Source organism: Chroococcidiopsis sp. (assembly GCF_051657925.1).
In the GTDB taxonomy this organism is placed as follows: Bacteria; Cyanobacteriota; Cyanobacteriia; order Cyanobacteriales; family Chroococcidiopsidaceae; genus Chroococcidiopsis.
This window is the reverse complement of the sequence record NZ_JBOFLP010000104.1, coordinates 1-21,106: the sequence shown is the minus strand read 5'-3', so window position 1 is coordinate 21,106 and position 21,106 is coordinate 1. Positions and strand designations below refer to the sequence as shown.

The window sequence follows — 21,106 nt, the reverse complement described above, 5'->3', positions numbered from 1 at the left end:
ACTTCGGGAGCGCTGTATGGTAAGTCTACCCGCAGCCTTTGAACGCGATTGTCCAGTTCTGGATCGACTGCCTCTACAATTGCCGTCCGTCCGCCTTCATATAGGTCTACACTAGTGACGCGACCAGCATCTAAATATTCTAGAAAACGACCGTAAGTCATTCGAGTACTGGCGGCGTTCTTACTCATATCAGCAGGAGCGCCAGCAAATGCCCCCTGCCAGAAGAAAAAGCCTATCACGAGTGCAGGCAGTGTCCACAGTACTAGGACTCTCCAAGAAAATTTCATCAGTTAGTTGCCTCTAGGTGTAGATACAACAAATCAGTTTGACTATAGGCGGGCGCTTTTATCCCGTAAACGATAGTCCTTAAACAGATATTGTTAACTTTTCTTTCAATCAGTAAATCTTCTAGTGTATGAAGATACTGATAGCAGTTTGATTACTATCTTAATCAAATTTAACGTAATTTTAAGCGATCGCGCTAATTCTGTGACCAGTGACCAGTGACCAGTGACCAATTACCACTCATCATGTACCACCCACTACTCAACTACCAACTACCCATTACCCATTACCCATTACCAATCAGTTCCTCTACCATGTAGAGAGATGTAAACAAATGTAAAGAAAGATGCAAGACAAGGTGGTTGTAGTTGTCGGTGCAACTGGGGGTATTGGTTCGGCTTTAACTCGCAAACTGGCTCCAACTGGAGCGCGTTTGGTGTTGGCAGCTAGAAATAGCAGCGCGCTGCAAGACTTGGCAACACAGTTGTCAGTTAAGTCAGTATTGACTGTTCCCACAGATATCACCGATCGCACCTCGGTAAATGCCCTGATGGAGCAAACTACGGCTCAGTTTGGAAAAATTGATGCTTTAGTAAATGCAGCTGGTGCAGGAATATTAAAGCCTTACAATGCTCTAGAACCAGCCGATCTAGAGGCGATGTTAGACCTAAACTTGAAGGGTAGTTTCTACACCTGCCAAGCCGCAGCTGAATTAATGCAACGGCAGAAATCCGGGCATATTTGTAATGTAGTTGGAATTTTGGGCAAGCATTCAATGGCAATGGCAGCAGCATACAGCGCTTCCAAGTTTGGTGTGGTTGGTTTCAGTAAATGCATGGCGGAAGAGTTGAAGCGTTTTGGTGTGAAGTTCACGCTATTCTATTTTGGTGGCGTAGACTCTCCCTTCTGGGACAACGTACAGCTAAAAGTCGATCGCAAAAAAATGCTCAGTACCGAAACTGCTGCCAATGCAATCTTTTATGCCCTCCAAGCAGAACCACAAGCAGTCCCGATGGAAATTAATATTCAACCAGACAGTCACTTGTTTTTTTAGGGAGTAGGGAGCGCACGAGCAGAGGAGCAGAGGGGCTTCAGGTGCAGGGGAGCAACTACCAACTACCAACTACCAATTACCACTCTTCACTACTCTCTACTCCCTAATTATGCAATTCTTGCTTAAGAGCGAATAGTAAATTCAGCAAAACAGGCAAAATTTACAAAGAGATAGGCTGTGATGCTGAATTTTCAAAAAATATGAAAATCGATCGAATTCACTTCTACGTAGAAGATGCAAAAGCTTGGCGTGACTGGTTTGTCAGCAAATTAGGCTTTCAAACTGTAGCTAGTTACAGCCGCGATCGCTACACCGATACAGAAGTGGTGAAGAGTGGTTTCGTCTGCTTCGCTCTATCGTCACCGCGATCGCATTTCAGTCCAGTCTGGCAGTTTTTGCGCCATCATCCTCCTGGTGTGGCGGATGTCGCTTTTGTTGTAGAAGATCTCGAAGCGATCGTCCAAAGAGCGATCGCTCACGGCGCAAAAGTCTTACAACCCCCACAATTACAGCAAGGCTACAAGTGGAGTAAAATCTCTGCCTGGGGTTCTCTGGCTCATACTTTGATCGAGAAACAGAGGAACAAGGGAGAAGTCACACGTCAAATGTCAAATGTCAAATTTTCCCAGTCCCAACTACACGGTGCGAATAGCGAGGGAACCACAAAAGCCTCCACCCGCTTCTCGACTCCCGACTCCCTCCCCATCATAGGCATCGATCACATTGTATTAAACGTTGCTGCGGGGGATTTGGAGACAGCTGTGGCATGGTATGAAGAGATTTTGGGTTTTCGCTCTCAGCAGGCTTTTACTATTCAAACCGATCGCTCTGCTTTGCATAGTCAGGTAATGGTTTCTAGTAATAGCTGCGTTCAGTTTCCAATCAATCAACCTGCATCACCTAATTCGCAAATTCAGGAATTTTTAGATTGCAATCAAGGTGCGGGAATTCAACACATCGCCCTCAAAACTAGCAACATCATCGAAGCGATCGCCCAATTTCGCAATAACGGCGTATCTTTTCTTTCAGTTCCTCCTACTTACTACACTCAGCTACAGCAGCGTTTGGGATTACCAATATCATTTCCAATCTCAGTTGACGAGTTACAAGCGATCGCCCAACAGCAAATTTTAGTTGACTGGCAAGATTCCCACCCCGATGCTTTGCTACTACAAACTTTTACTCAACCCATTTTTACCCAACCAACTTTCTTTTTTGAAATTATCGAACGCCGCTCCCAAGCAACGGGTTTTGGCGAAGGTAATTTTCGCGCTCTGTTTGAAGCCATCGAACGAGAACAAATGAAGCGCGGTAGCCTTCAGGTGCGGGAGTCGGGAGTCGGGAGTCGGGGGGACAAGGGAGACAAGGAGGAGAAGGGAGACAAGGGAGATAACTTACAAATGACCAATGACTAATGACTAATGACCAATGACTAACGATCGATGACTAATTAGCATTTCTAAACTCACTCATCAAACATTCAAAATTTCGCCTTATGGCATCTGAGCTAAGGTGTTAGTGAAAGTTAGCATCTTGACTATAAAATGATTAGATTAATTACTGATTTTGACGGACCCATTATTGATGTGTCGGAGCGATACTACCGCGTATATCAATTATGTTTAGAGAAAACTCGCCATCCAGAACAAGCTGTAACGCAGTTAAGTAAAGCGGAATTTTGGCAGTTGAAGCGCTCTAAGGTTCCTGAAAAACAGATTGCTATCCTATCTGGACTAGACGAAACCCAAGCTAAAACATTTGCTAATTTGCGGCGACAAACGGTTCACTCTCATCCTTACTTTCAATATGACAAACTGGCTCCGGGCGCAGTAGCAGCTTTAGAGCAAATACAGCAAGCTGGCATCGATTTAGCAGTAATGACAATGCGTCGCGTGCGCGAGCTGGACTATGCTTTCGGACAGCACGATCTAGGTAGATTTTTTCCTGAAAATCGCTGCTATTGCTTGAGCAATGATTATCTGAAAACTCGCGATATTGACGATAAACCTTTATTGATGGCAAGGGCTTTAGTAGAATTGCCCCCTGCTAGCGATGTTTGGATGGTTGGTGATACGGAAGCAGATATTATTGCGGCGAAGAAGCACGGGATCAAAGCGATCGCAGTAGAATGCGGAATTCGCGATCGCGTTCGGCTACAACAGTACCAACCTGATTTAATTGTGAAAGATTTAAATGCAGCAGTCGAGTGCGTTCTCAATGCTGCATTTGCCCAAGCTAGCTAGTATCTCGATCTTGTCTCAGCGTAGAAAGCTAGAAATCACCCACAACAACACAAATGTTAAGACAGTAGAAAATTGTTCTACTGTTACAATGCTGGCAATCTGGGTTTGCAACAAACTACCGATCAGCCCACCACCGATTAAACCAACAATCAAACCCGTGGCTGTTAGCAGTACTGCTCGACCAAATTTTTGTTCTTTCCGATAGAGAAAATAGAGGCTCGAACAAACACCAACGATTAACAAAAATTGCAAGATTTGAGCGCCGACAGCGCTATAAAACACTCCAATACAGCTCAACCCTAAGTACAGCACTCCAGGCATGAGAATCTCAGTCAAGCTAGGCTTGTCTTGTATACCTTGCAGCCACGCTGGGGCTTGGGGCGCAGGCGATGAGACTTCTTTAGGGGGAGATTGGATAGCAGTCTCAGCGAAGCGGATACCTTCTGGAACCTTAATCTTTCCTTCTTGGCGCAGTCGCAAACGCTCCATTAAGATGGCATCATAAGCTGCTTCCACTGTCTCCAACAGCTGCTGGTCGTTGCTGCACTGCTGTACGAGGCGAGTGCGAGCTTCTTGGATCTCGTCGAATGTCGCGTCTTCTGATACCCCAAGTTTGTCGTAGGGACTTTGCTCGATCATGTGAATTTATCGCCTTAGCGGAGTCGGGGGCGAATATAGAAAAATGTACAACAAGGCATATGCTGTCAGCCTAGCCTATTTGGATCTATTCTAATAGACTATTGCGGTTACCGGTTATCGTCGTACTTCACCAGGATATCACTTATTCGTTTTTTACTGTCATGTCTTCTAGGCAATGCGATCGCTGACCCTGGCTCGTACCTCAGATTTACTGAGATCGGACACTTGCTTTACTGTTTTTGACCAGAACTGCTAAGCTTTTCTGCTTTACCTCGGTAATTGTACGAAAACGTAACATAAGTTGTAACACCGAGCCGTGCTGTCGTAAATAGCACGACTGAGGGCAAGCAGAATTGAGCGATCGGCAGTCGAAAAGAAAATTTTAGTCGCAAAATCTGCCGTCAGTGAAACAGGTGCAAAAGCACGCAATAGCGTAGTTGGCAATTTTTGCCGTTTTGCCACCGCGAGTCTGTTCGATTGAGAACTTCTCAAGTTATTGTGGGTTAATTGATTTGCGCGCCCGTACTGGCGATAAAATCCTCGGGGAAATTCTACTAGTATATTAGAACACCAGGGTCGATCTCAGAGTTGGCATTCCTGAATTATCGATTAATAATTGTGGTAGTTTCGATCTGCTTGTTCTAGCGCTACCACCCAGGTTGCTGAATAGGCTTTTTATTCCTTCTCTGCTCAAAGTAATGCCTATGGCTGTTGCCAAAATTCTAGTTGTTGATGACGATCCATCAATTCGTAATTTAATTCAACGCTTTTTAACCAAGCACAACTATCAGGTAGAGGCTGCCGAAGATGGTAAGACTGCCTTGGCTCTATTCGAGCAATTTAACCCCGATCTAGTCATCCTAGATGTAAATCTACCAGATACGCTTGGTTACAATCTCTGCCAAGAGATGCAAAACCGCACTAAAGTTTTTGTTCTCATGCTAACAAGTCGAGCTGATGAGGCAGACAAAATCAGAGGCTTTTCTCAAGGTGCGGATGACTATTTGACCAAACCATTTAGTTTAGGAGAGTTAGAAGTCCGAGTTGGAGCAATTTTGAAACGCCAACGAGTAGTTACGACTGCGGAAAAACAACGTCTGGTGTTCGATAAACTGACAATCGATCCAGAACGGCGAGAAGTGACAATTAACAATGAATTGATTCCCTTAACTGCGTTGGAATTTGATTTGTTACGCTTTCTTGCCAGCCATCCAGGTCGAGTTTGGCGGCGTGCCGAGCTAATTCAAGAAGTGTGGGACTATGAATATGTAGGAGATCAGCGGGTGGTAGACGTGCATATCGGTCAGATTCGCAAAAAAATTGAAATTGATGCGGCTCAGCCGATCCTGATTCAAACAGTACGTGGTGTCGGATATAAATTTGAGGCTCCTAGTAAGGCTGGGAAAAGTCAATAGCACGCCACTCTCAATTACAAAATCAGAGCTAGAAGGCTACACTCTTGCTGCTGAGGGAAAAACTATAGGGTCTTCATGCGGTTGAAGACCCTTTTGTTTTGTCAGAAAATTAGGGAGCAGGGAGCAGGGAGCAGGGAGCGGGGGGAAAGAGCTGGGGGAGAGAAGAGAGCAATTACCAATTACCAACTACCAACTACCAACGACTACTCATTCTTCATCAAGAGTGATGAAATAGGGTTTCTAGATAGACTCTAGCGGCACGGCGATCGCCATTACTGTTTTGTAGCAAAAACAGCGATAATGCTGCTGCAAACACTCGGTCTTGATCCCAATCAGGATGGGTTTCTAAGTAATTTTGCATTGATTCGTGTAATGACTCGGGAATTTCAGTCAAAATGCTAACGGTGGCGGACATGGAGAACCTCTCTTCAAACAGTTACATGAATGGGATAAGCTGACTTCCACGACATAAAAAACGCAAGTTAAAAATCAAGTTAAAGATGCAATGCCTTCGACAGTTCGTGCAGCAACCATAATTGCACCTGTGGCACTGAAAAATCCTCGTTGCTAAAGCATAATCATCACTTCGATGCCAGCGATCGCCCGATCGTTTTCTCGGCAGGTTTTATAAAGGGAAGTCGCATCATTGTGCGACAAGTTTCACTGTCCCGTCAATGCTGCGAAATATTACAACGGTTCTAAACACAAAAAAATCAGTACGATAAAATTAGGGTTTTGGCTAAATTTTTGTCACATATCTTTACAAATGCTCTCAGATTCTCAGCAGAGGGAAAGCGATGTGAGAAATTCACAACAAGAGCAGTAAACCCAGATTTCTGAAGTCATCTCTTGTGGAAAAACTCAAGCCATCTGTGGAAAAACCCAGACTACCTGTGGAAACAGTGGGGAATACCTGGGGAAAACTCGACAGAAAAATAAGAATTGCAAAGCTCTCTGAAATTAGGGATGAGGAGTGAGGAGCGAGGAGCGAGGGAAAGGACAAGACCCCACACCCCACACTTCCCACACTACGCACCACTCTCTTTCCCTCACTCCTCACTCCTCGCCCCTTGTTTAGCGCTAAGATGCTAGATTAGTCAACTAAAGTTGTAAAGTTAATGGCAGAAACGTTATTCTTTAATGCCCTGAAAGAAGCCATCGATGAGGAAATGGCGCGGGATTCTACTGTATTCGTTTTGGGTGAGGATGTCGGTCACTACGGCGGCTCGTATAAAGTTACAAAAGATTTGTATAAGAAATATGGCGAGTTAAGGGTTCTAGACACCCCCATTGCCGAAAATAGCTTCACGGGTATGGCAGTAGGAGCAGCGATGACCGGCTTGCGACCGATCGTCGAAGGGATGAATATGGGGTTTTTGCTGCTGGCTTTTAACCAAATTTCCAATAACGCAGGAATGCTGCGCTATACCTCTGGTGGCAACTTTAAAATTCCGATGGTGATTCGCGGACCTGGCGGAGTAGGCAGACAATTGGGTGCAGAACACTCGCAGCGCTTAGAAGCATACTTCCAAGCAGTGCCTGGATTGAAGATAGTCGCTTGTTCTACTCCCTACAACGCTAAAGGATTGCTTAAATCAGCAATTCGCAACGACAATCCCGTTCTGTTCTTTGAACATGTACTACTTTACAACCTCAAGGAAAACCTACCAGAACACGAATACTTAGTCCCGTTAGACAAAGCAGAAATCGTGCGACGTGGCGAAGACGTGACAATTTTGACCTACTCGCGAATGCGCCACCATGTCATGCAAGCAGTCAAGCCGCTAGAGAAAGAGGGATTCGATCCAGAAGTTATCGATCTCATTTCTCTAAAACCTTTAGATATAGAAACCATTGCTACTTCCGTCCGCAAAACGCATCGCGTCATTATCGTGGAAGAGTGCATGAAAACTGGGGGTATAGCCGCAGAATTGACCGCATTAATTAACGATCGCCTCTTCGATGAATTAGATGCGCCTGTCTTGCGTCTATCTTCTCAAGACATTCCCACACCCTACAACGGCAGTCTAGAAAGACTTACCATCGTACAACCAGAGCAAATTGTCGAAGCCGTGAAAAAGATGGTCGCCGTTCAGGTGTAAGTTTAGGGACGCTTGAGCTAGCTCAAGCGTCCCCAGCCTCTCAAAAAGAGGTTACTATAGCACTTGTTGCCGCAGCACGTAGTATGCAAAAACAGCGATCGCTATTAGCTTTAATTGTCGTTCTCATCATTGCCGCAATTGTCGTAATTGTGAAATTCCCCGTGCCACTGGGGTTAGACCTCCAGGGGGGTTCGCAACTGACAATTCAGGTCAAGCCTAACGAGGAAATCAAACGCATCACCGAACGCGAGCTAGAAGCAGTGCAAACTGTGGTGGAAAACCGCGTTAACGGACTAGGGGTATCGGAACCCGTGATTCAAACAGTAGGACAAGACCAAATTCTCGTCCAACTTCCAGGAGTCAACGATCCAGAACAGGCAGAAAGGGTACTGGGTGGTACAGCTCAACTGGATTTTCGCCGCGAGAGTTCAGAAAGTAGAGCTTTTGTCAATAATAGACAGCAACAAATTCAGGGATTGCTGGCAGAACAACAAAAGTTACAAAGTGCGAAGGAACGAGACGAAAAGGCGATCGCGGCAAATAATGCCCAAATAGAAGCCAAAATTAAAGAAATTACCGAGCTAGAAGCAAAGCTATTCGAGCGCACCGGGTTGACGGGGAAAAATCTCAAGTACGCTCAGGCGACACCTACACAAGGCAGCAACTGGAGTGTAGCTTTAGAATTTGATGCCAAAGGCGGCGAATTATTCGCCCAACTGACAAAAGAGTTGGCAGGCACGGGAAGACGTTTGGGAATTTTTCTCGACGATAAACCAATTAGTACGCCCGTAGTTGGTCAAGAATTTGAAAAAACAGGTATTGCAGGCGGACGAGCAGAAATAACAGGTAATTTTAATTTCGAGTCTGCTAACGAGTTAGCACTGCAATTACGGGGTGGTGCTTTACCCGTACCCGTGGAAATTGTCGAAAATCGAACTGTGGGCGCGACTTTGGGACGCGATAGCATTCAACGCAGTATTTATGCTGGGGTTGGGGGGTTGTCCTTAGTCTTGATCTTTATGGTAGTTTACTACCGCTTGCCCGGACTCATAGCCGATGTAGCGTTGGTGATTTATGCTCTACTTACATGGGCAACTTTCGCTTTGTTGGGTGTCACCCTGACGCTGCCAGGTATCGCTGGATTTATCCTCAGTATTGGCATGGCAGTGGATGCCAACGTGCTGATTTTCGAGCGGACGCGGGAAGAATTGCGGGCGGGTAAATCGCTCTATCGTTCCGTAGAATCCGGCTTTTATCGTGCTTTTTCTAGCATTTTAGATAGCAACGTTACGACTTGGATTGCTTGTGCGGCGCTGTTTTGGCTCGGTTCTGGGTTGGTAAAAGGTTTTGCTCTAACGCTGGCATTAGGGGTTGCCATGAGTATGTTTACCGCGATTACCTGTAGTCGTACCTTCTTAATGTTGGCGATCTCAATTCCCAGTTTGCGCAAACCAGAGTTATACTGTCCGAGCTTGCCAGCATCGAATAAGGCACAGGGGGCGACATGAAACTCAGTATTAACAAACGGCGATCGCTTTGGTGGGGAGTTTCCCTGATCGTGATTCTGGCTGGTTTAGTGGCGATGGGGATATCTTGGCAAAAATATGGTGCGCCATTGCGTCCGAGTCTCGACTTTGTCGGTGGAACGCGATTGCAACTCCAGCGCGACTGCTCTAAACCAGAAAACTGCGCCAGACCAATTGACATCAATGCCGTCCGTCAAGTCATGTCCGAGCGCGGATTGGGCAATAGTAGCATTCAGCTGGTAAGTGACGAACGCGGACAACAACAAGGTATTCTGATTCGGACAAGAACCCTAAATGTTGACGAGAGGACGCAGTTACAACAAACACTCACTAAAGAAATTGGCGCGTTCGATCCCAAAGCAACCCAAATCGATACAGTAGGTCCAACTATTGGACAACAGTTGTTATCCTCGGGTTTAATTGCTCTACTTGTCTCCTTTGCCGGGATCGTCGTTTATTTAAGCCTACGCTTCCAGTTAGACTACGCCATATTTGCGATCGTGGCTCTGTTTCACGATGTTTTAATTACCACGGGGATTTTCGGGATTCTAGGCTTAGTCCAAGGCACTGAAGTTGATAGTTTATTTATCGTTGCGTTGCTAACAATTACGGGTTTTTCTGTCAATGACACGGTGGTCATTTACGATCGCATCCGCGAAACCCTGAAAGTTAGTCCCGATTTACCAATAGACCAAGTGGTAGACAATGCTGTCAATCAAACCTTAGGGCGATCGATCAACACCACCTTAACAGTGTTGCTGACTTTGCTGACCTTATTCATCTTTGGTGGCGAAACGCTGAAAAACTTTGCCTTAGCACTCATGATTGGTTTCGCTGCTGGGGCGTACTCCAGTATTTTTATCGCCAGTACCCTACTTTCCTTGTGGCGAGAACGGACTGGTCAATCTCAGAACAGCAACCAGTTGTCAGCAACCAGCGACCAGTGAACAGTTGTCAGTTATCAGTGACCAGTGGCTGGTGACTGGTGACTAGAATTGCTCCTCTGCTCCTAGTCTCCTCTGCTTCCTTGTCTTCCTTGTCTCCCCCCTCTCCCAAGTCTTCCTTGTCTCCCCCATCAGATGCAGCCAGAAGATCCACCCTTTGTACCGATAGAACTTGACCCAACTTTTGAGCGACAAGTACAAAAGCTATATCTGCTTATCGCATGTAGCAGATGGTTGGTCGTAGGGTGTTTGTGGCTGAGTGTTGGTGTTTTAAGTCTTTGGGGACTGCGTTATGAAATTAGTTTATTGTTGCAATATTTCACTTGGGTAGCCGTGCGATACGGGCTTTATTATAATTCTCTACCCACTTTTGGTTTGGCTTGTTGCGCAGTCATGACAATTTCTAATCTCCTTTGGCAGGGTCGCATTTTACTATTTGGACTACCACCAAAGGAGTTGCGTCGCTTAGCAAAACAAGTACAGCAAATTCGCCAGCAGGGTAAAAGCCATCCTTTGTGGAAATGGATTTGTCAGTAGAAGCGTGAGGGATGAGAAACGAAATTCTTTCTAGTTTTCTGTTGCTTCCGCAACGGTTTCAGGTTCGAGAGTTACTAAGGGAATCATTAATTGCAGTCGCGTGTAAGATTCATTCTCTTCGTCTATTGATGTTGAGTTTGGCATTGATAGAATTTCTAACCGACAATGCATCAGATCTAGAAGAGTCTGAGTCAATAGCAGAATCATTCCTGGTGAAAAAGTAAAATCTTTTATCTCTAATAGCGATAAACGATCGCGCTGAGATACATCAATTGAGTCCGACCAAATCCGATGTGGTAGTTCGGCATCTAGCCAAATTGCCATCTCGTTAGTAGCAAGACTGGAATGTGTAGAAACGAGAATGTTTCCTTCTTGCATTTGAGTCAAACAAATGTCAAGTAGATCGATCGCAACCTGCCGCAACCAGCGCGGGTCGGCTAAGACATAAGTTTCGGTTTCAGGTAGGGAGAGTTGTAACCGCAGATTGCGATTAGCAGCAATGAGATAAGTAGAATTATAAACGTCTGTCAATAGCGCGGCTAAATTAATTGGTTGGATTTCTAGCTGAGACCTGCCATGTTCTAGTCGAGAAACATCGATCGCCCGATCCATCAAATTCATTAGCTTCAACGCTGACTGATGAGCTTGGGCAATAAATGTCCGTTCTTCCGCAGGGTCATCGCATAGATCGGATAAAATCAATTGGTGCAGACCGATTAAACTATTGAGCGGCGATCGCAATTCATGAGCGGTTCTTGTCAAAAATCCTGCTTTAAACTGGCACATTCTCCGTGCTAGCTGATAAGCAATCTGGCTTTGCTGTAGCTGACTTCGTAGAGCCAGGATCTCATTCCTATCCGCCGTGAGAGGCTTCTGCTCAAGTGTGGGATCGTTGGCATTATTAGCAGTAAGCGATCGCTTAGATTTGTCTAGCCACCAGCGTCCACCTAGACCTAAGCTTAGTCCTAAAAACAGCCCAAATAATAAATACACCCATTCATTCCAGCTCATAACTTCCCAAAGACTCACACCACAAAAAATTGAAATCTTACCCTGAGTTTGGTAGTATTGAGCCTCTCTCGACCAAGATAGTTCCGTAGTTAAAACTGATAATTATATCTCTAACACTACCGCTCCTTGGCGCAAAATTACCCAACCACTACCCATCCACTTAGCTACAGTAGAAGGAACGCCGATTCCAGAAACATCTGAGATTTGCAGGGTTAAAACATCGGGAAACTGAGCTGCAATTTCTGTCAGGGTCTCTAATGGTGGTTGCCCCGATAAATTAGCGCTGGTGGTAGCTAGAGGTCCTGTTTGAGCTAATATTTCTCGCGCGATCGCGCTTTGAGGAACGCGCACGCCTATAGTCGTAGGATCGTTAGGGTTCATGGCTTTAGGGACGCGCTCGCCTGCTGGCAGTACCAAAGTCAAAGCCCCAGCCCAATATTGTGCCGCTACCTGTTGCCAAACTCGCCATTCTGCGTCTGTCCCCATTACGTAATCCCATAAATCTTCTGCCTTTGCTCCCATCAAAATCAACGGCTTATCCTGACTACGCTGTTTAGTCGCAAAAATTAGCTCGGCTCGTTCTGGTAAAGCCGCCAATGCAGGAACGGTATCGGTAGGAAAGCTAACCACACAACCAGCGCGGACACCAGCAATAAGATCTGCAATTGACACTTGGGGCATTTCAGGAAGACAAGGAAGAGAAGGAAGACAAGGGAGACAAGGAGAAGTTACGAGTCACAAGTCAGGAGCTATTTTTCTTCCCCTACTCCCTGCTCCCTGCTCGTGCGCTCCCTGCTCCCTGTTCACTGATTTGCGGTAGATGATTTTTGTCCTAGTTGAGGTTCCGTACCATCTAGTAAGCGTTGAATATTGCTCTTGTGGCGCAGAATGACGTAGATACCACCTACTATCCCAAACAGTACATAAGGTAAAGGTTGATGAAACAGCAGCATCAACAGCGAAACCGCGATCGCGCCTGCGATCGAACTGAGTGAGACGATCCGCGAGATGGCGATAACAACGCCAAATATCCCGACAGTTGCTAAAGCGACCTGCCAATTCATCGCCAATAATACGCCCAAACTCGTAGCGACAGATTTTCCCCCACTAAACCCCAACCAAATCGATTTGCTATGTCCCAAAATGGCTGCTAACCCCGATAACGTTACCATCCAAGACAGCCAGAGCGTAGGGTCAACAGTAGGAGGCAGAAGATTTTGCCCAGTAGCAAAGCTAAACAGCCAAGGTACGAGGGCGATCGCCAAAACTCCTTTGAGAGCATCAATCACTAATACAAATGCGCCTGGTCCCTTGCCCAAGGTTCTCAAAACATTAGTTGCTCCAGTAGAGCCAGAACCGTGTTCGCGAATATCAATTCCTTTTAAAAGTTTTGCGAGCGTGTAACCAGTAGGCGTAGAGCCAATTAGATACGCTACTAGTAAATTTACTACGCACAAAGCGAGCCAGATAGTCATGTGTGAGGGGTTAGGGTGAGGAAAAGAAGGGACAAGGGAGAAGTCGTAAGTCGTAAGTCGTAAGTGACAAAACAACTACCAATTACCAACTACCAACTACCCAATTAATAATCAAAATCTCTTTCTCTAAGAGTTTGGGGATCGGGGGCAAAGGCTAGTAATAGAGGGAATTGTAGCAGAGAGAGGCTGATTTTTTCCTCGGAGTCATCAATGATAATCAGTGGCATTTGATTGGCTTCGATCGCTCTTTCGGCTCTGACGGCAGCTGCTTCTGCATCTTCAAACAAGGTTACACCGCGATCGGGACCAAAATCTGTGCGAGAAATGCCAAGACAATCTTGCAAACCACGCCGCCAATCTCCCAGCCGTTCGGGAGTATTAGCTAACACCAAAATGCGGAGGCGAGTATCGTACAAGGTGTATAGAATTGAAATAATCGCCGAGCTAATTAGAATATTTTGTAGGCGACTACCTGTAGTTCGTAAAGCCCCCCGTCCTCCTTGCTTGAAAAACCAATTGGATACTCGTTCCGCCTGCACTGGTTCAAACGTGCGGCGCAGTTGCCAAGGGGGACCGTAATAATCTGGTTGGTTGCGGTATTGGTCGAGCAGGCGGCGAATTTGTTTTGTGGTAGCTTGAAATCTCTGTTCGGTAAATTGAGGCGTGGCGGGTTGCTCCGGCTCTTGAGGTTTGGGTTGTCTGGCTGCTGGTTGCGGCTCTGGTCTAGTTTTTGGTGCTAGCTCTAATTGCTCTACTGCTGTTGCCAAATCTTGCAAGCTGCCTGTGAGATAGTCTTTAAAACCCTGCACTCGAATTGCTAAATCTTGGGAAACTCCAGCAAAACTCGTCCGCATTTCCGCCCGAATGCGTTCTTGCCGCCGTTCCAACTGTTCGATTGAAACTTGTAATGCTTGCTTGCGTTGCTCCATTTGAGCAAGACCTTCTTGCACCACTTTACTCATAGCAGATTGAGTTTGCGCTAACTGAGCAGATAGCTGTTTGTGCGTTGCTTGGAGGCGTGCAATCTCCTGTCTTAAGGCTTGTTCCTGCTGTTGCAATTGAGACAAGTTGGATGGTTTTGCCAGTGGAATGAGCGGCGTGTCCACTGGAGTTTCTCGTGCAGAATTTGGCGTTACTAACTCTTGCAAAAACTCATCTTCTGCTTCTTCGGATGGCGAGGCAAAAAAGTTAAAGTTTTCTAAATCTAAGTCCGTATCTGTATCTTTATCTGTATTAGATTCAGATTGAGATTCATCAAGTAAATTTATTTCTTCTAATTTCCCATTTGGCTCATCCATCGAGAAGTTTAGAGGTTTGTCTTGTTCCTCTGAATCTTCCCAAGGTTGATTATCTGGCTTTGGTGTTTGGGATTCATCTGAAGTCATAATCAGTTATCAGTTATCAGTGAAGAATGGGGTGTGGGGTGTGGGGTGTAGGGTGTAGGGTGTAGGGTGTGGAGATTTTAAATTTCTTTCTTCGCGACTCTCCCTCAGCTCTGTTCTCCCCCTTGTCCCCCAAGTTTTCCTTATCTCTCTCAGCTTCGCAACGCTCTCTTCTAGCTTCTAGCTCCTAGTCTTGGACAGCGTTGCTCTAAACAAGTTTGTAGCATTTTGGGGTCAAAGAGAATGGGCAAAAAGTGAATGCTTTTCACTTCTCGAAAGTAGAACAGGATCGGCACTTGATGCCAAAAAATTTCCCAATGTTGCCATTCTTGATAGGGAAAGTGCCGGATGATGGTTTCTCCTCTGTAGATATCCAAGGCAGTATCAGTGAATTGTAACCGTAGGGTTGTTGCTTGAAACATCAGAAACAAACCAAATAAGGCAACTATGCCACCTAGCCAGGCTGAAACGAGTATTAAAGGAATTGCCCCTAAGACTATGAATAAAGGCAGCTTATAGCTGGGAGCAAGCTGAACGGTTGATGTCACAGATGGGGAAGTCGTCACTGTTTTTGTCCTGCCTGAACAATAGACTCTAACACTCTTATTTTAAGGTTCGGTGGAGTGGCGAGTGAAGAGAGGAGCAGAAGGGGACAGGGGAGACATGGGCGATAAAGAAGAAATATATCAATTACCCATTACCAATTACCACTCTTTACTGATAACTGACAATTGATAACTGTCTAAAGCGTCGAGCGCCCCAAGCCTTGAAACATGACCCAAGATAAGAAAAAGTTCATGATGAAGATTGATAGTAGCGCCGTGACTACAGCAGCTGTGGTTGATTGTCCGACTCCCTTGGCTCCTCCTGTGGTTGTCAAACCCCAACTGCATCCAATAATTGCGATCGTTGCTCCGAAAACAGCACCTTTGATTAAAGCACTGGTAATATCCCAGACATCTAAGAAATTGCGAGCTGAATCAATAAATACGCTCTGAGATAGGCGATACAAGTTGGTTGCGATCGCTAAGCCGCCAATCATACCTGTAATTGCAGATAAAAGGGTCAAAATTGGCAGCATGACGCAGCAGGCTAACACGCGCGGAATGACAAGATAATCAATTGGATCGGTTTTGAGCATATAAAGAGCATCAATCTGCTCTGTGACGCGCATCGTGCCAATTTCCGCCGCAAATGCGGAACCAACTCGCCCCGCGAGAACTACAGCTGTCAATACCGGTGCGAGTTCCCGAGTTAGGGCAAGGGCTAAGACCCCGCCAACTGTTGTTCCAGCGCCAAATCGAATAAATTCCCGCGCTACTTGAATCGTAAAAACTGCGCCGACAAAAACTGCTGTGATCAGGGCGATTAGCAATGAGTCCGGCCCCACTGCTGCCATCTGTTCTACAGTATTTCGGCGATGAATCCTACCTTGGAGCAAGTGAATTAGGACTTGCCCACCTAGTAAAATTGCTGCCAGCAATCGCTGACTCCATACTCCCAGGATAGAACTTGGTCTTACTTCGCTCAATTTTCCTCTGCTCGATAAACTCTGTGTCCAGAATAACTAAGTTCAGAATCACTAGGTGCAAAATAACTTAAGTTAGAATCACTAGGTGCAAAATAACTGAATTCAGAATCACTAGCTTTCACTCTAGCCATAGATAGATTTTTGCCTTATTGTGTCGTTCGATCGCGCCGTCTTGTCAAGTTTTGCTTCGTCAATGTTTACCAATTTTTAAGCGAATCTGAGAAATTTGCCTGTCAACTCAAGTAGGAAGCCGTTGTTAAAGGTGGATGCTGCGATCGCCTGTCGTGTCTTACTTACTAGCAATAAAAATACGTTACAGTCTCGCCACGCTCCGCTAGAAAAATTTAATCTAATTCCCCCATCGTTAATATCGCTTTGAAGTTGTAGACAAAACTTTTAACGATCGCTTAAGATTTTTGAAATTTGCGGCAACGGTAGGCGATCGCTCTTATTGTAGAAAGTGGCACTCGTATCGGATTTTCATTGTCAACCGATTGACCAGAGTACGCTTCATGAGCATTCTGCCTAATTTTCTCCGTTCTCTATTACTGACAATTATTCTGAGCTTTGTTGTCCCCACATTTCTAATTGGTGGGGGTTTAGCAAGCGTGTCTCTGCTGAAGTACGTTCCTGGCTTGCAAGGAATCGGTCAGGCAATTGCTTCTGCTATGCAACAGTTCTTAGCTACGTTTGGCAGTGGTAGTGCTTGGCGAGGGTTGTGTATCATCGGTATGACTTGTAGTTTAGTCGGAGCGCTGTTCGATACATATGCATTCTACCGCTATCAAAATCTGCGGGGCGACTGATAACTGATAACTGATTAACATAGCAAACCCGCCTCAGTTACTTAATTTTGGAGGCGGGTTATTCAGAGAGTTTGGATTTAGTTAAAAGCAGCAAAAACTAGATGAACTCAAATAGGGTGGACAAATTCGCAATTTACCTGACAATCAAACTTGGCTTGTATTTGTCGCTCAATCAGGATTCTTTAGTAAACCGGACACCTCCTTCGATCTGCTAGAAAGTAGAAATATTTAGGCAAGAACGTTTCTTTCACTCTACGTTTCTTCTACTACAAGTGAGGTATTGTCAAGTTCAGGTACTTTGCGGTAGGACTAGAGCGGGAGGCACAGGCTCTAATCTCTAGAGTTTTTTCTCTTAAGAATCTCCTTTTGTGCCTTCATTTAAAGTAGCATGGCTTTCTTCGGGCAGAACTTGCTAATTTATTAAAGTTTATGAGGTTTCATGGGCTGTAATAATTGCTAAAAACTGTTTACAAAAAAGTTATCGATCGCCAATCGCTGTTTCCGGTCCAACCATAGAAATATAGGGTTCGAGTAAATAACGGCAAGCTGCTTGTTGTGTTGTTTCAGCACTTACTTGGGCAATTTCTTGTTGAAAGGAGCGATCGAATTCAATTCCCAACCCTAAAATTTCATACCAACCATATACTTGAGCAATTTGTCCGTTCGTTTGTTTGCCAAGGGCATATTGACCGAGAAGCTTATTTTTGGCTGTTTGTAAATCTTCCGTGCTGAGTTGTGCTTGACATAGTAACTCTACTTCCGTTTGCAGACGATCGCGGGCGAGCGCGGTATTTTCTGGTGCAGTACCGATGTAGGCGACAAACGTAGCGGGTGACATGCGAGTAGGGTAGAATGCCGAAACTTCGTAAGCTAAGCCCAACTTTTCGCGCAGTTCGACAAACAAGCGGCTAGATAGCCCGTTACCTAAATGGGTAGAAAGTAGTTTTAAGGCTGGATAGTCCGATTGATGAACGGAAGGAGCTAAGTAACCCAGCATGATAATCGATTGCTGAGTCGGCTGGGCAGTTTTGAGCTGCTGAGGGGCAGGAGTCAGGTTGGGTAGTTGCAATGATAGTATGGGCGATCGCGGCGCTTCCCAGTTGCCAAAAACTTTTTCGATTTGGGCGATCGCAGTCTCGGCTGTAATTCGACCTGCTAAGCTAATGACAACATTATCGGGACGAAAATAAGTCTGGTGATATTGTTGTAAGTCAGTTCGCTCAATTTTAGCTACCGTTTCTTCCCATCCCAAACCAGAAGAAGCATAGGGATGATTTTGGTAAATTGCTTGTCGGAGTTGGTCAAAAGCAATTGTAAACGGTTGTTCTTGCTGAGAACGAATGTGTTGGATTGTCAGCCGTCGTTCGAGTTCCACTTCAGCAGCAGGAAATGAGGGCGATCGCAACAGTTCCCCTGCTAATGCCAAGATTTCGGGAAAATCTGCCGAAACAGTTTTCATGCTCAACAGAAAATAATCTGAGGCTGCATCGACGCTCAGACTTGCGCCAACGGACTCTACCCGTTCGGCAATTTCCATCGAGGAGAGTTCTGTGGTTCCCTTTGTCATCACCGCAGACAGCAAATGCGCCAATCCAGCTTGCTGTTGTGGTTCCCAGCAACTGCCTGCTTTGAGAAAAATACGGGTAGCAACAATGTCTGCGGCTGGGTTTTCGATCGCCAGAACTACCATGCCATTAGGTAAAACTGTGCGATGGATCTGTTGAGTTGGTAAAGAGGTTGTCACGGGAAATCGGTTGTCAGTAAAGAAAGGGTGTGGGGTGTCGGGTGTGGGGTGTAGTGAGTGGCTAGTCGAACCAGTAACTGGTGGCTAGTAGTAAATAGGGTGTGGGGAGAATTCGGAATTCGGAATTAATGCGTGAATGCGTGAATGCGTGAATTGCTCCCTCAGCTCTCTTTCCCTACTCCCTACTCCCTGCTCCCTACTCCCTAAGTTAACAAGGTTTGACAACTGTTACCGCGTAGGAATAGGGAGAAAGGTATTGTTGGGCAATTTGTTGGAGTTCGACGGAATCGAAGGATTTGATTTGCTGGGGATAAGTTGTGGCTAACTCTGGTTCGCCTAGAGTTTGATAGTAACCATACAACCCTGCCAGTTGTTCTGGTGTTTCGGTGGAAAAAGCATAGTCGTTACACAGAACTCGCTGAGCGCGCGCGAGTTCTTCTGGGGCGATCGCCGTTGTCTGTAACTGTTCTAAATGGGCGCAAATTAATTCTTCTACTTTTTCTAGATGTTGCGGCTCTAACCAAACACTAATGGTAAATAAACTAGCATCTTGCAGTAGAGAAAACTGGCTGCTGAGTGTTTGTACTAACTGTTTATCTTCCCTGAGAGCGCGGATTAAGCGGGAAGAACGTCCCGCGCCCAATATAACTGAAATGAGATCTAAACCGTAAGCACTGCGCCATCGATCGATCCCTGGTGCGATCCAAGCCATGAGTAGCCGTGCTTGCTCCAGTCTTGGTAGATACAATTCTTGGCGGCGAATTCCAGCTAGCAGTGGTCTTTCGATCGCTTCTGCAGGTAGTAATTCTATCCGTGGTAAAAATTGGTCGAAACTGCGGTTGACGATTTCAATCGCTCGTTCTGTTTCGATTCCACCCGCGATCGCTACCGTCATATTTTCGGGTTGGTAATGAGCGCGATGAAAGCACCGCATTGCCTCTGGCGAGTGCTGCATTAACTCTATTTCCGTACCCAGAACCGATCGCCCGTAAGGATGCTGTTGGTAGATACTTTCACTCAGAGTTTGAAATCCAACCCAGTCTGGATCGTCGTAACAAGCATGAATTTCTTCTAAGACAACTTCCCGTTCTCGCTCGAATTCGTCCTCGGGAATAGCAGCATTTAACAACAATTCTGACAAGTACGGCAGCGTATCTTCCCAGTAAGGAGCGGCAGTTGTTAAATAAAAGTGAGCGTAGTCGTGGCTAGTAGCAGCATTTGTCATTCCACCTCTGTTTTCCACGACGCGATCGAACACTCCTGGCGGGATCGTCTCCGTCCCTTTAAATATCATGTGTTCCAGAAAGTGAGCCATCCCGTACCATGCTTCCGGCTCTGCGATCGCACCTGCCCGCAACCAAACATCTGTGACTACCACTGTAGTTGCAGGAAGGTATTGATGTATGAGAGTTAAACCAGAATCTAATTGAAGAATAGTCGGAGAGTGACTGGGTGCTATCAATAGAGGCGACAAACGCTTAAGCCCAAATTAAGACTACATTAAGTTTATTTATATTACTGTTAGCACAAATAATTAATTGCATTAATTGATACAAAAATTTATTAAGAATAGGTAATGGGTGGTTGGTAGTTGGTGAGCTAGGCTAGAGGCAACTGATAACTGATAACTGACCAAAATCAAAAACTCCTTCAGCCATTAGCCAAAGGAGTTCATGCTTGTAAGTCCACCGCAACGCCGTCTTACCTCAGTTTTGACCTGGAAAATCCAGGTGGGAATCGATTAGCTTAACTTAAAGTTTCCGAGTACTTGCTCGGTCTACTGCCGTTAGCCACTTTGACTCCCTTAAATGTTTAAGCATAGATCAAAAACATTATTGGCAGTCACCAACGCCGCAGTTGAACTCCAACCATTATAACTTTTTAGGGAGAATCGACAAGCAAACGGGAGTCGGAGACAAGGAGACAAGAAGGACAAGGGAGCAATTCAAAATTCACGCATTCAAAATTCCCTACACCCCACACCCCACACCCCACACCCTATTTACTACTAGCCACCAGCCACTAGTCACTGATAACTGTCAAGTGAATACCAAATCGATTCGATCTGTTGAGCGATCGCTTCTGCTGCGTGACGGTTGCGATCGTCTAATAATACGGTGACGTGTCCTAGCTTGCGTCCTGGGCGAGATGCGGTTTTGCCGTACCAGCGAAGGTATGCTTGAGGAATTCGGGCAATTTGTTGGCGTTGGGCGAGATAGTCGCGCCCAGAAGAAGTTTCGTAGCCCAATAAATTCACCATCAGCGCCCCAGCACTGCGGAGGGTAGGATTTCCCAATGGGAAGCCGCAGATAGCGCGAAGATGTTGTTCAAATTGCGAAACTTCACAAGCATCTAGGGTAAAGTGTCCAGAATTATGCGTGCGGGGAGCAATTTCATTGACCAATACCTTAC

General features: G+C 45.7%; 23 protein-coding genes and 1 other RNA gene. 9 read left to right on the top strand and 15 right to left on the bottom strand.

Annotated elements, in window-relative coordinates; translation table 11 throughout:
* Positions 1–287 (bottom strand): ATP-dependent metallopeptidase FtsH/Yme1/Tma family protein (locus ACRC32_RS07835; protein ID WP_438553434.1); only part of this gene is annotated, 287 nt, incomplete at its 3' end.
* Positions 288–631: 344 nt separating this feature from the next.
* Here ACRC32_RS07835 and ACRC32_RS07830 point away from each other — a divergent pair.
* The 3 genes from ACRC32_RS07830 to ACRC32_RS07820 all read left to right on the top strand — a co-directional run bounded on the left by ACRC32_RS07830 (position 632) and on the right by ACRC32_RS07820 (position 3,582).
* Complete coding sequence (locus ACRC32_RS07830) at positions 632–1,339, top strand: SDR family oxidoreductase (RefSeq protein WP_317105147.1); 708 nt, start codon at positions 632–634, stop codon at positions 1,337–1,339.
* Between the two features lie 200 nt (positions 1,340–1,539).
* Positions 1,540–2,754 carry a 4-hydroxyphenylpyruvate dioxygenase gene (hppD, locus tag ACRC32_RS07825; protein ID WP_438553433.1) on the top strand — a complete coding sequence of 405 codons (1,215 nt, stop codon included), beginning with the start codon at positions 1,540–1,542 and terminating at the stop codon, positions 2,752–2,754.
* Positions 2,755–2,883: 129 nt separating this feature from the next.
* Positions 2,884–3,582, top strand: a complete 699-nt coding sequence (locus tag ACRC32_RS07820; RefSeq protein WP_438553432.1) for an HAD family hydrolase — start codon at positions 2,884–2,886, stop codon at positions 3,580–3,582.
* Positions 3,583–3,597: 15 nt separating this feature from the next.
* On the opposite strand, the gene ACRC32_RS07815 is transcribed toward ACRC32_RS07820, so the two are convergent.
* Together ACRC32_RS07815 and ACRC32_RS07810 are read right to left on the bottom strand one after the other, a co-directional pair.
* Entirely contained in the window at positions 3,598–4,221 is a 624-nt protein-coding gene (locus ACRC32_RS07815) for a CPP1-like family protein (RefSeq protein WP_438553431.1), read from the bottom strand.
* 267 nt (positions 4,222–4,488) lie between these two features.
* The gene (locus ACRC32_RS07810; RefSeq protein WP_438553430.1) at positions 4,489–4,683 is read right to left on the bottom strand and encodes a hypothetical protein; all 195 of its coding nucleotides are present in this window, start codon (positions 4,681–4,683) and stop codon (positions 4,489–4,491) included.
* A 242-nt stretch (positions 4,684–4,925) separates the two neighbouring features.
* On the opposite strand from ACRC32_RS07810, the gene ACRC32_RS07805 reads away from it, so the two are divergent.
* Positions 4,926–5,636, top strand: a complete 711-nt coding sequence (locus ACRC32_RS07805; RefSeq protein ID WP_041462394.1) for a response regulator transcription factor — start codon at positions 4,926–4,928, stop codon at positions 5,634–5,636.
* A 217-nt stretch (positions 5,637–5,853) separates the two neighbouring features.
* Here ACRC32_RS07805 and ACRC32_RS07800 read toward each other — a convergent pair whose 3' ends face one another.
* Positions 5,854–6,051, bottom strand: coding sequence for a DUF2811 domain-containing protein (locus ACRC32_RS07800; protein WP_015153536.1), 198 nt, complete (start codon positions 6,049–6,051; stop codon positions 5,854–5,856).
* A gap of 703 nt (positions 6,052–6,754) precedes the next feature.
* Here ACRC32_RS07800 and ACRC32_RS07795 point away from each other — a divergent pair.
* The 3 genes from ACRC32_RS07795 to secF all read left to right on the top strand — a co-directional run bounded on the left by ACRC32_RS07795 (position 6,755) and on the right by secF (position 10,211).
* Positions 6,755–7,738 (top strand): alpha-ketoacid dehydrogenase subunit beta, encoded by a 984-nt coding sequence (locus ACRC32_RS07795; RefSeq protein WP_015153537.1) that lies wholly within the window; start codon positions 6,755–6,757, stop codon positions 7,736–7,738.
* Between the two features lie 83 nt (positions 7,739–7,821).
* Positions 7,822–9,246 carry a protein translocase subunit SecD gene (secD, locus tag ACRC32_RS07790; RefSeq protein WP_438553429.1) on the top strand — a complete coding sequence of 475 codons (1,425 nt, stop codon included), beginning with the start codon at positions 7,822–7,824 and terminating at the stop codon, positions 9,244–9,246.
* On the top strand, positions 9,243–10,211 hold the full coding sequence (secF, locus tag ACRC32_RS07785) for a protein translocase subunit SecF (RefSeq protein ID WP_438553428.1): 969 nt from the start codon (positions 9,243–9,245) through the stop codon (positions 10,209–10,211). The genes secD and secF overlap by 4 nt, the downstream gene beginning before the upstream one ends.
* A 7-nt stretch (positions 10,212–10,218) precedes the next feature.
* On the opposite strand, the gene ACRC32_RS07780 is transcribed toward secF, so the two are convergent.
* Complete coding sequence (locus ACRC32_RS07780; protein WP_438553427.1) at positions 10,219–10,362, bottom strand: hypothetical protein; 144 nt, start codon at positions 10,360–10,362, stop codon at positions 10,219–10,221.
* Here ACRC32_RS07780 and ACRC32_RS07775 point away from each other — a divergent pair.
* Positions 10,344–10,745, top strand: coding sequence for a hypothetical protein (locus ACRC32_RS07775; protein WP_438553426.1), 402 nt, complete (start codon positions 10,344–10,346; stop codon positions 10,743–10,745). The two genes, ACRC32_RS07780 and ACRC32_RS07775, sit on opposite strands and share 19 nt — an antisense overlap.
* Positions 10,746–10,775: 30 nt before the next feature.
* Here the strand turns inward: ACRC32_RS07775 and ACRC32_RS07770 are convergent, their stop codons facing one another.
* The 6 genes from ACRC32_RS07770 to ACRC32_RS07745 form a co-directional block, all read right to left on the bottom strand.
* The gene (locus ACRC32_RS07770; RefSeq protein ID WP_438553425.1) at positions 10,776–11,756 is read right to left on the bottom strand and encodes a sensor histidine kinase; all 981 of its coding nucleotides are present in this window, start codon (positions 11,754–11,756) and stop codon (positions 10,776–10,778) included.
* A 102-nt stretch (positions 11,757–11,858) separates the two neighbouring features.
* Entirely contained in the window at positions 11,859–12,437 is a 579-nt protein-coding gene (locus ACRC32_RS07765) for an L-threonylcarbamoyladenylate synthase (protein WP_438553424.1), read from the bottom strand.
* Positions 12,438–12,559: 122 nt separating this feature from the next.
* On the bottom strand, positions 12,560–13,231 hold the full coding sequence (gene plsY, locus ACRC32_RS07760) for a glycerol-3-phosphate 1-O-acyltransferase PlsY (protein WP_438553423.1): 672 nt from the start codon (positions 13,229–13,231) through the stop codon (positions 12,560–12,562).
* A 104-nt stretch (positions 13,232–13,335) separates the two neighbouring features.
* Positions 13,336–14,616, bottom strand: coding sequence for a DUF3086 domain-containing protein (locus ACRC32_RS07755; protein WP_438553422.1), 1,281 nt, complete (start codon positions 14,614–14,616; stop codon positions 13,336–13,338).
* A gap of 170 nt (positions 14,617–14,786) precedes the next feature.
* Positions 14,787–15,179, bottom strand: coding sequence for a DUF3119 family protein (locus ACRC32_RS07750; RefSeq protein ID WP_438553421.1), 393 nt, complete (start codon positions 15,177–15,179; stop codon positions 14,787–14,789).
* A 176-nt stretch (positions 15,180–15,355) separates the two neighbouring features.
* The gene (locus ACRC32_RS07745) at positions 15,356–16,144 is read right to left on the bottom strand and encodes an MlaE family lipid ABC transporter permease subunit (RefSeq protein WP_438553420.1); all 789 of its coding nucleotides are present in this window, start codon (positions 16,142–16,144) and stop codon (positions 15,356–15,358) included.
* Positions 16,145–16,656: 512 nt separating this feature from the next.
* Between ACRC32_RS07745 and ACRC32_RS07740 the strand changes: the two genes are divergently transcribed.
* Positions 16,657–16,950, top strand: a complete 294-nt coding sequence (locus tag ACRC32_RS07740) for a hypothetical protein (protein ID WP_015153547.1) — start codon at positions 16,657–16,659, stop codon at positions 16,948–16,950.
* Between the two features lie 478 nt (positions 16,951–17,428).
* Here ACRC32_RS07740 and ACRC32_RS07735 read toward each other — a convergent pair whose 3' ends face one another.
* The 4 genes from ACRC32_RS07735 to ACRC32_RS07720 all read right to left on the bottom strand — a co-directional run.
* The gene (locus ACRC32_RS07735) at positions 17,429–18,694 is read right to left on the bottom strand and encodes a M16 family metallopeptidase (protein ID WP_438553419.1); all 1,266 of its coding nucleotides are present in this window, start codon (positions 18,692–18,694) and stop codon (positions 17,429–17,431) included.
* 208 nt (positions 18,695–18,902) lie between these two features.
* Entirely contained in the window at positions 18,903–20,168 is a 1,266-nt protein-coding gene (locus ACRC32_RS07730; protein ID WP_438553418.1) for a M16 family metallopeptidase, read from the bottom strand.
* Positions 20,169–20,375: 207 nt separating this feature from the next.
* Positions 20,376–20,557: non-coding RNA, 6S RNA (gene ssrS, locus ACRC32_RS07725), on the bottom strand.
* A 163-nt stretch (positions 20,558–20,720) separates the two neighbouring features.
* On the bottom strand, positions 20,721–21,106 hold a 386-nt coding region (locus tag ACRC32_RS07720; RefSeq protein WP_438553417.1), incomplete at its 5' end, for an ATP-grasp domain-containing protein.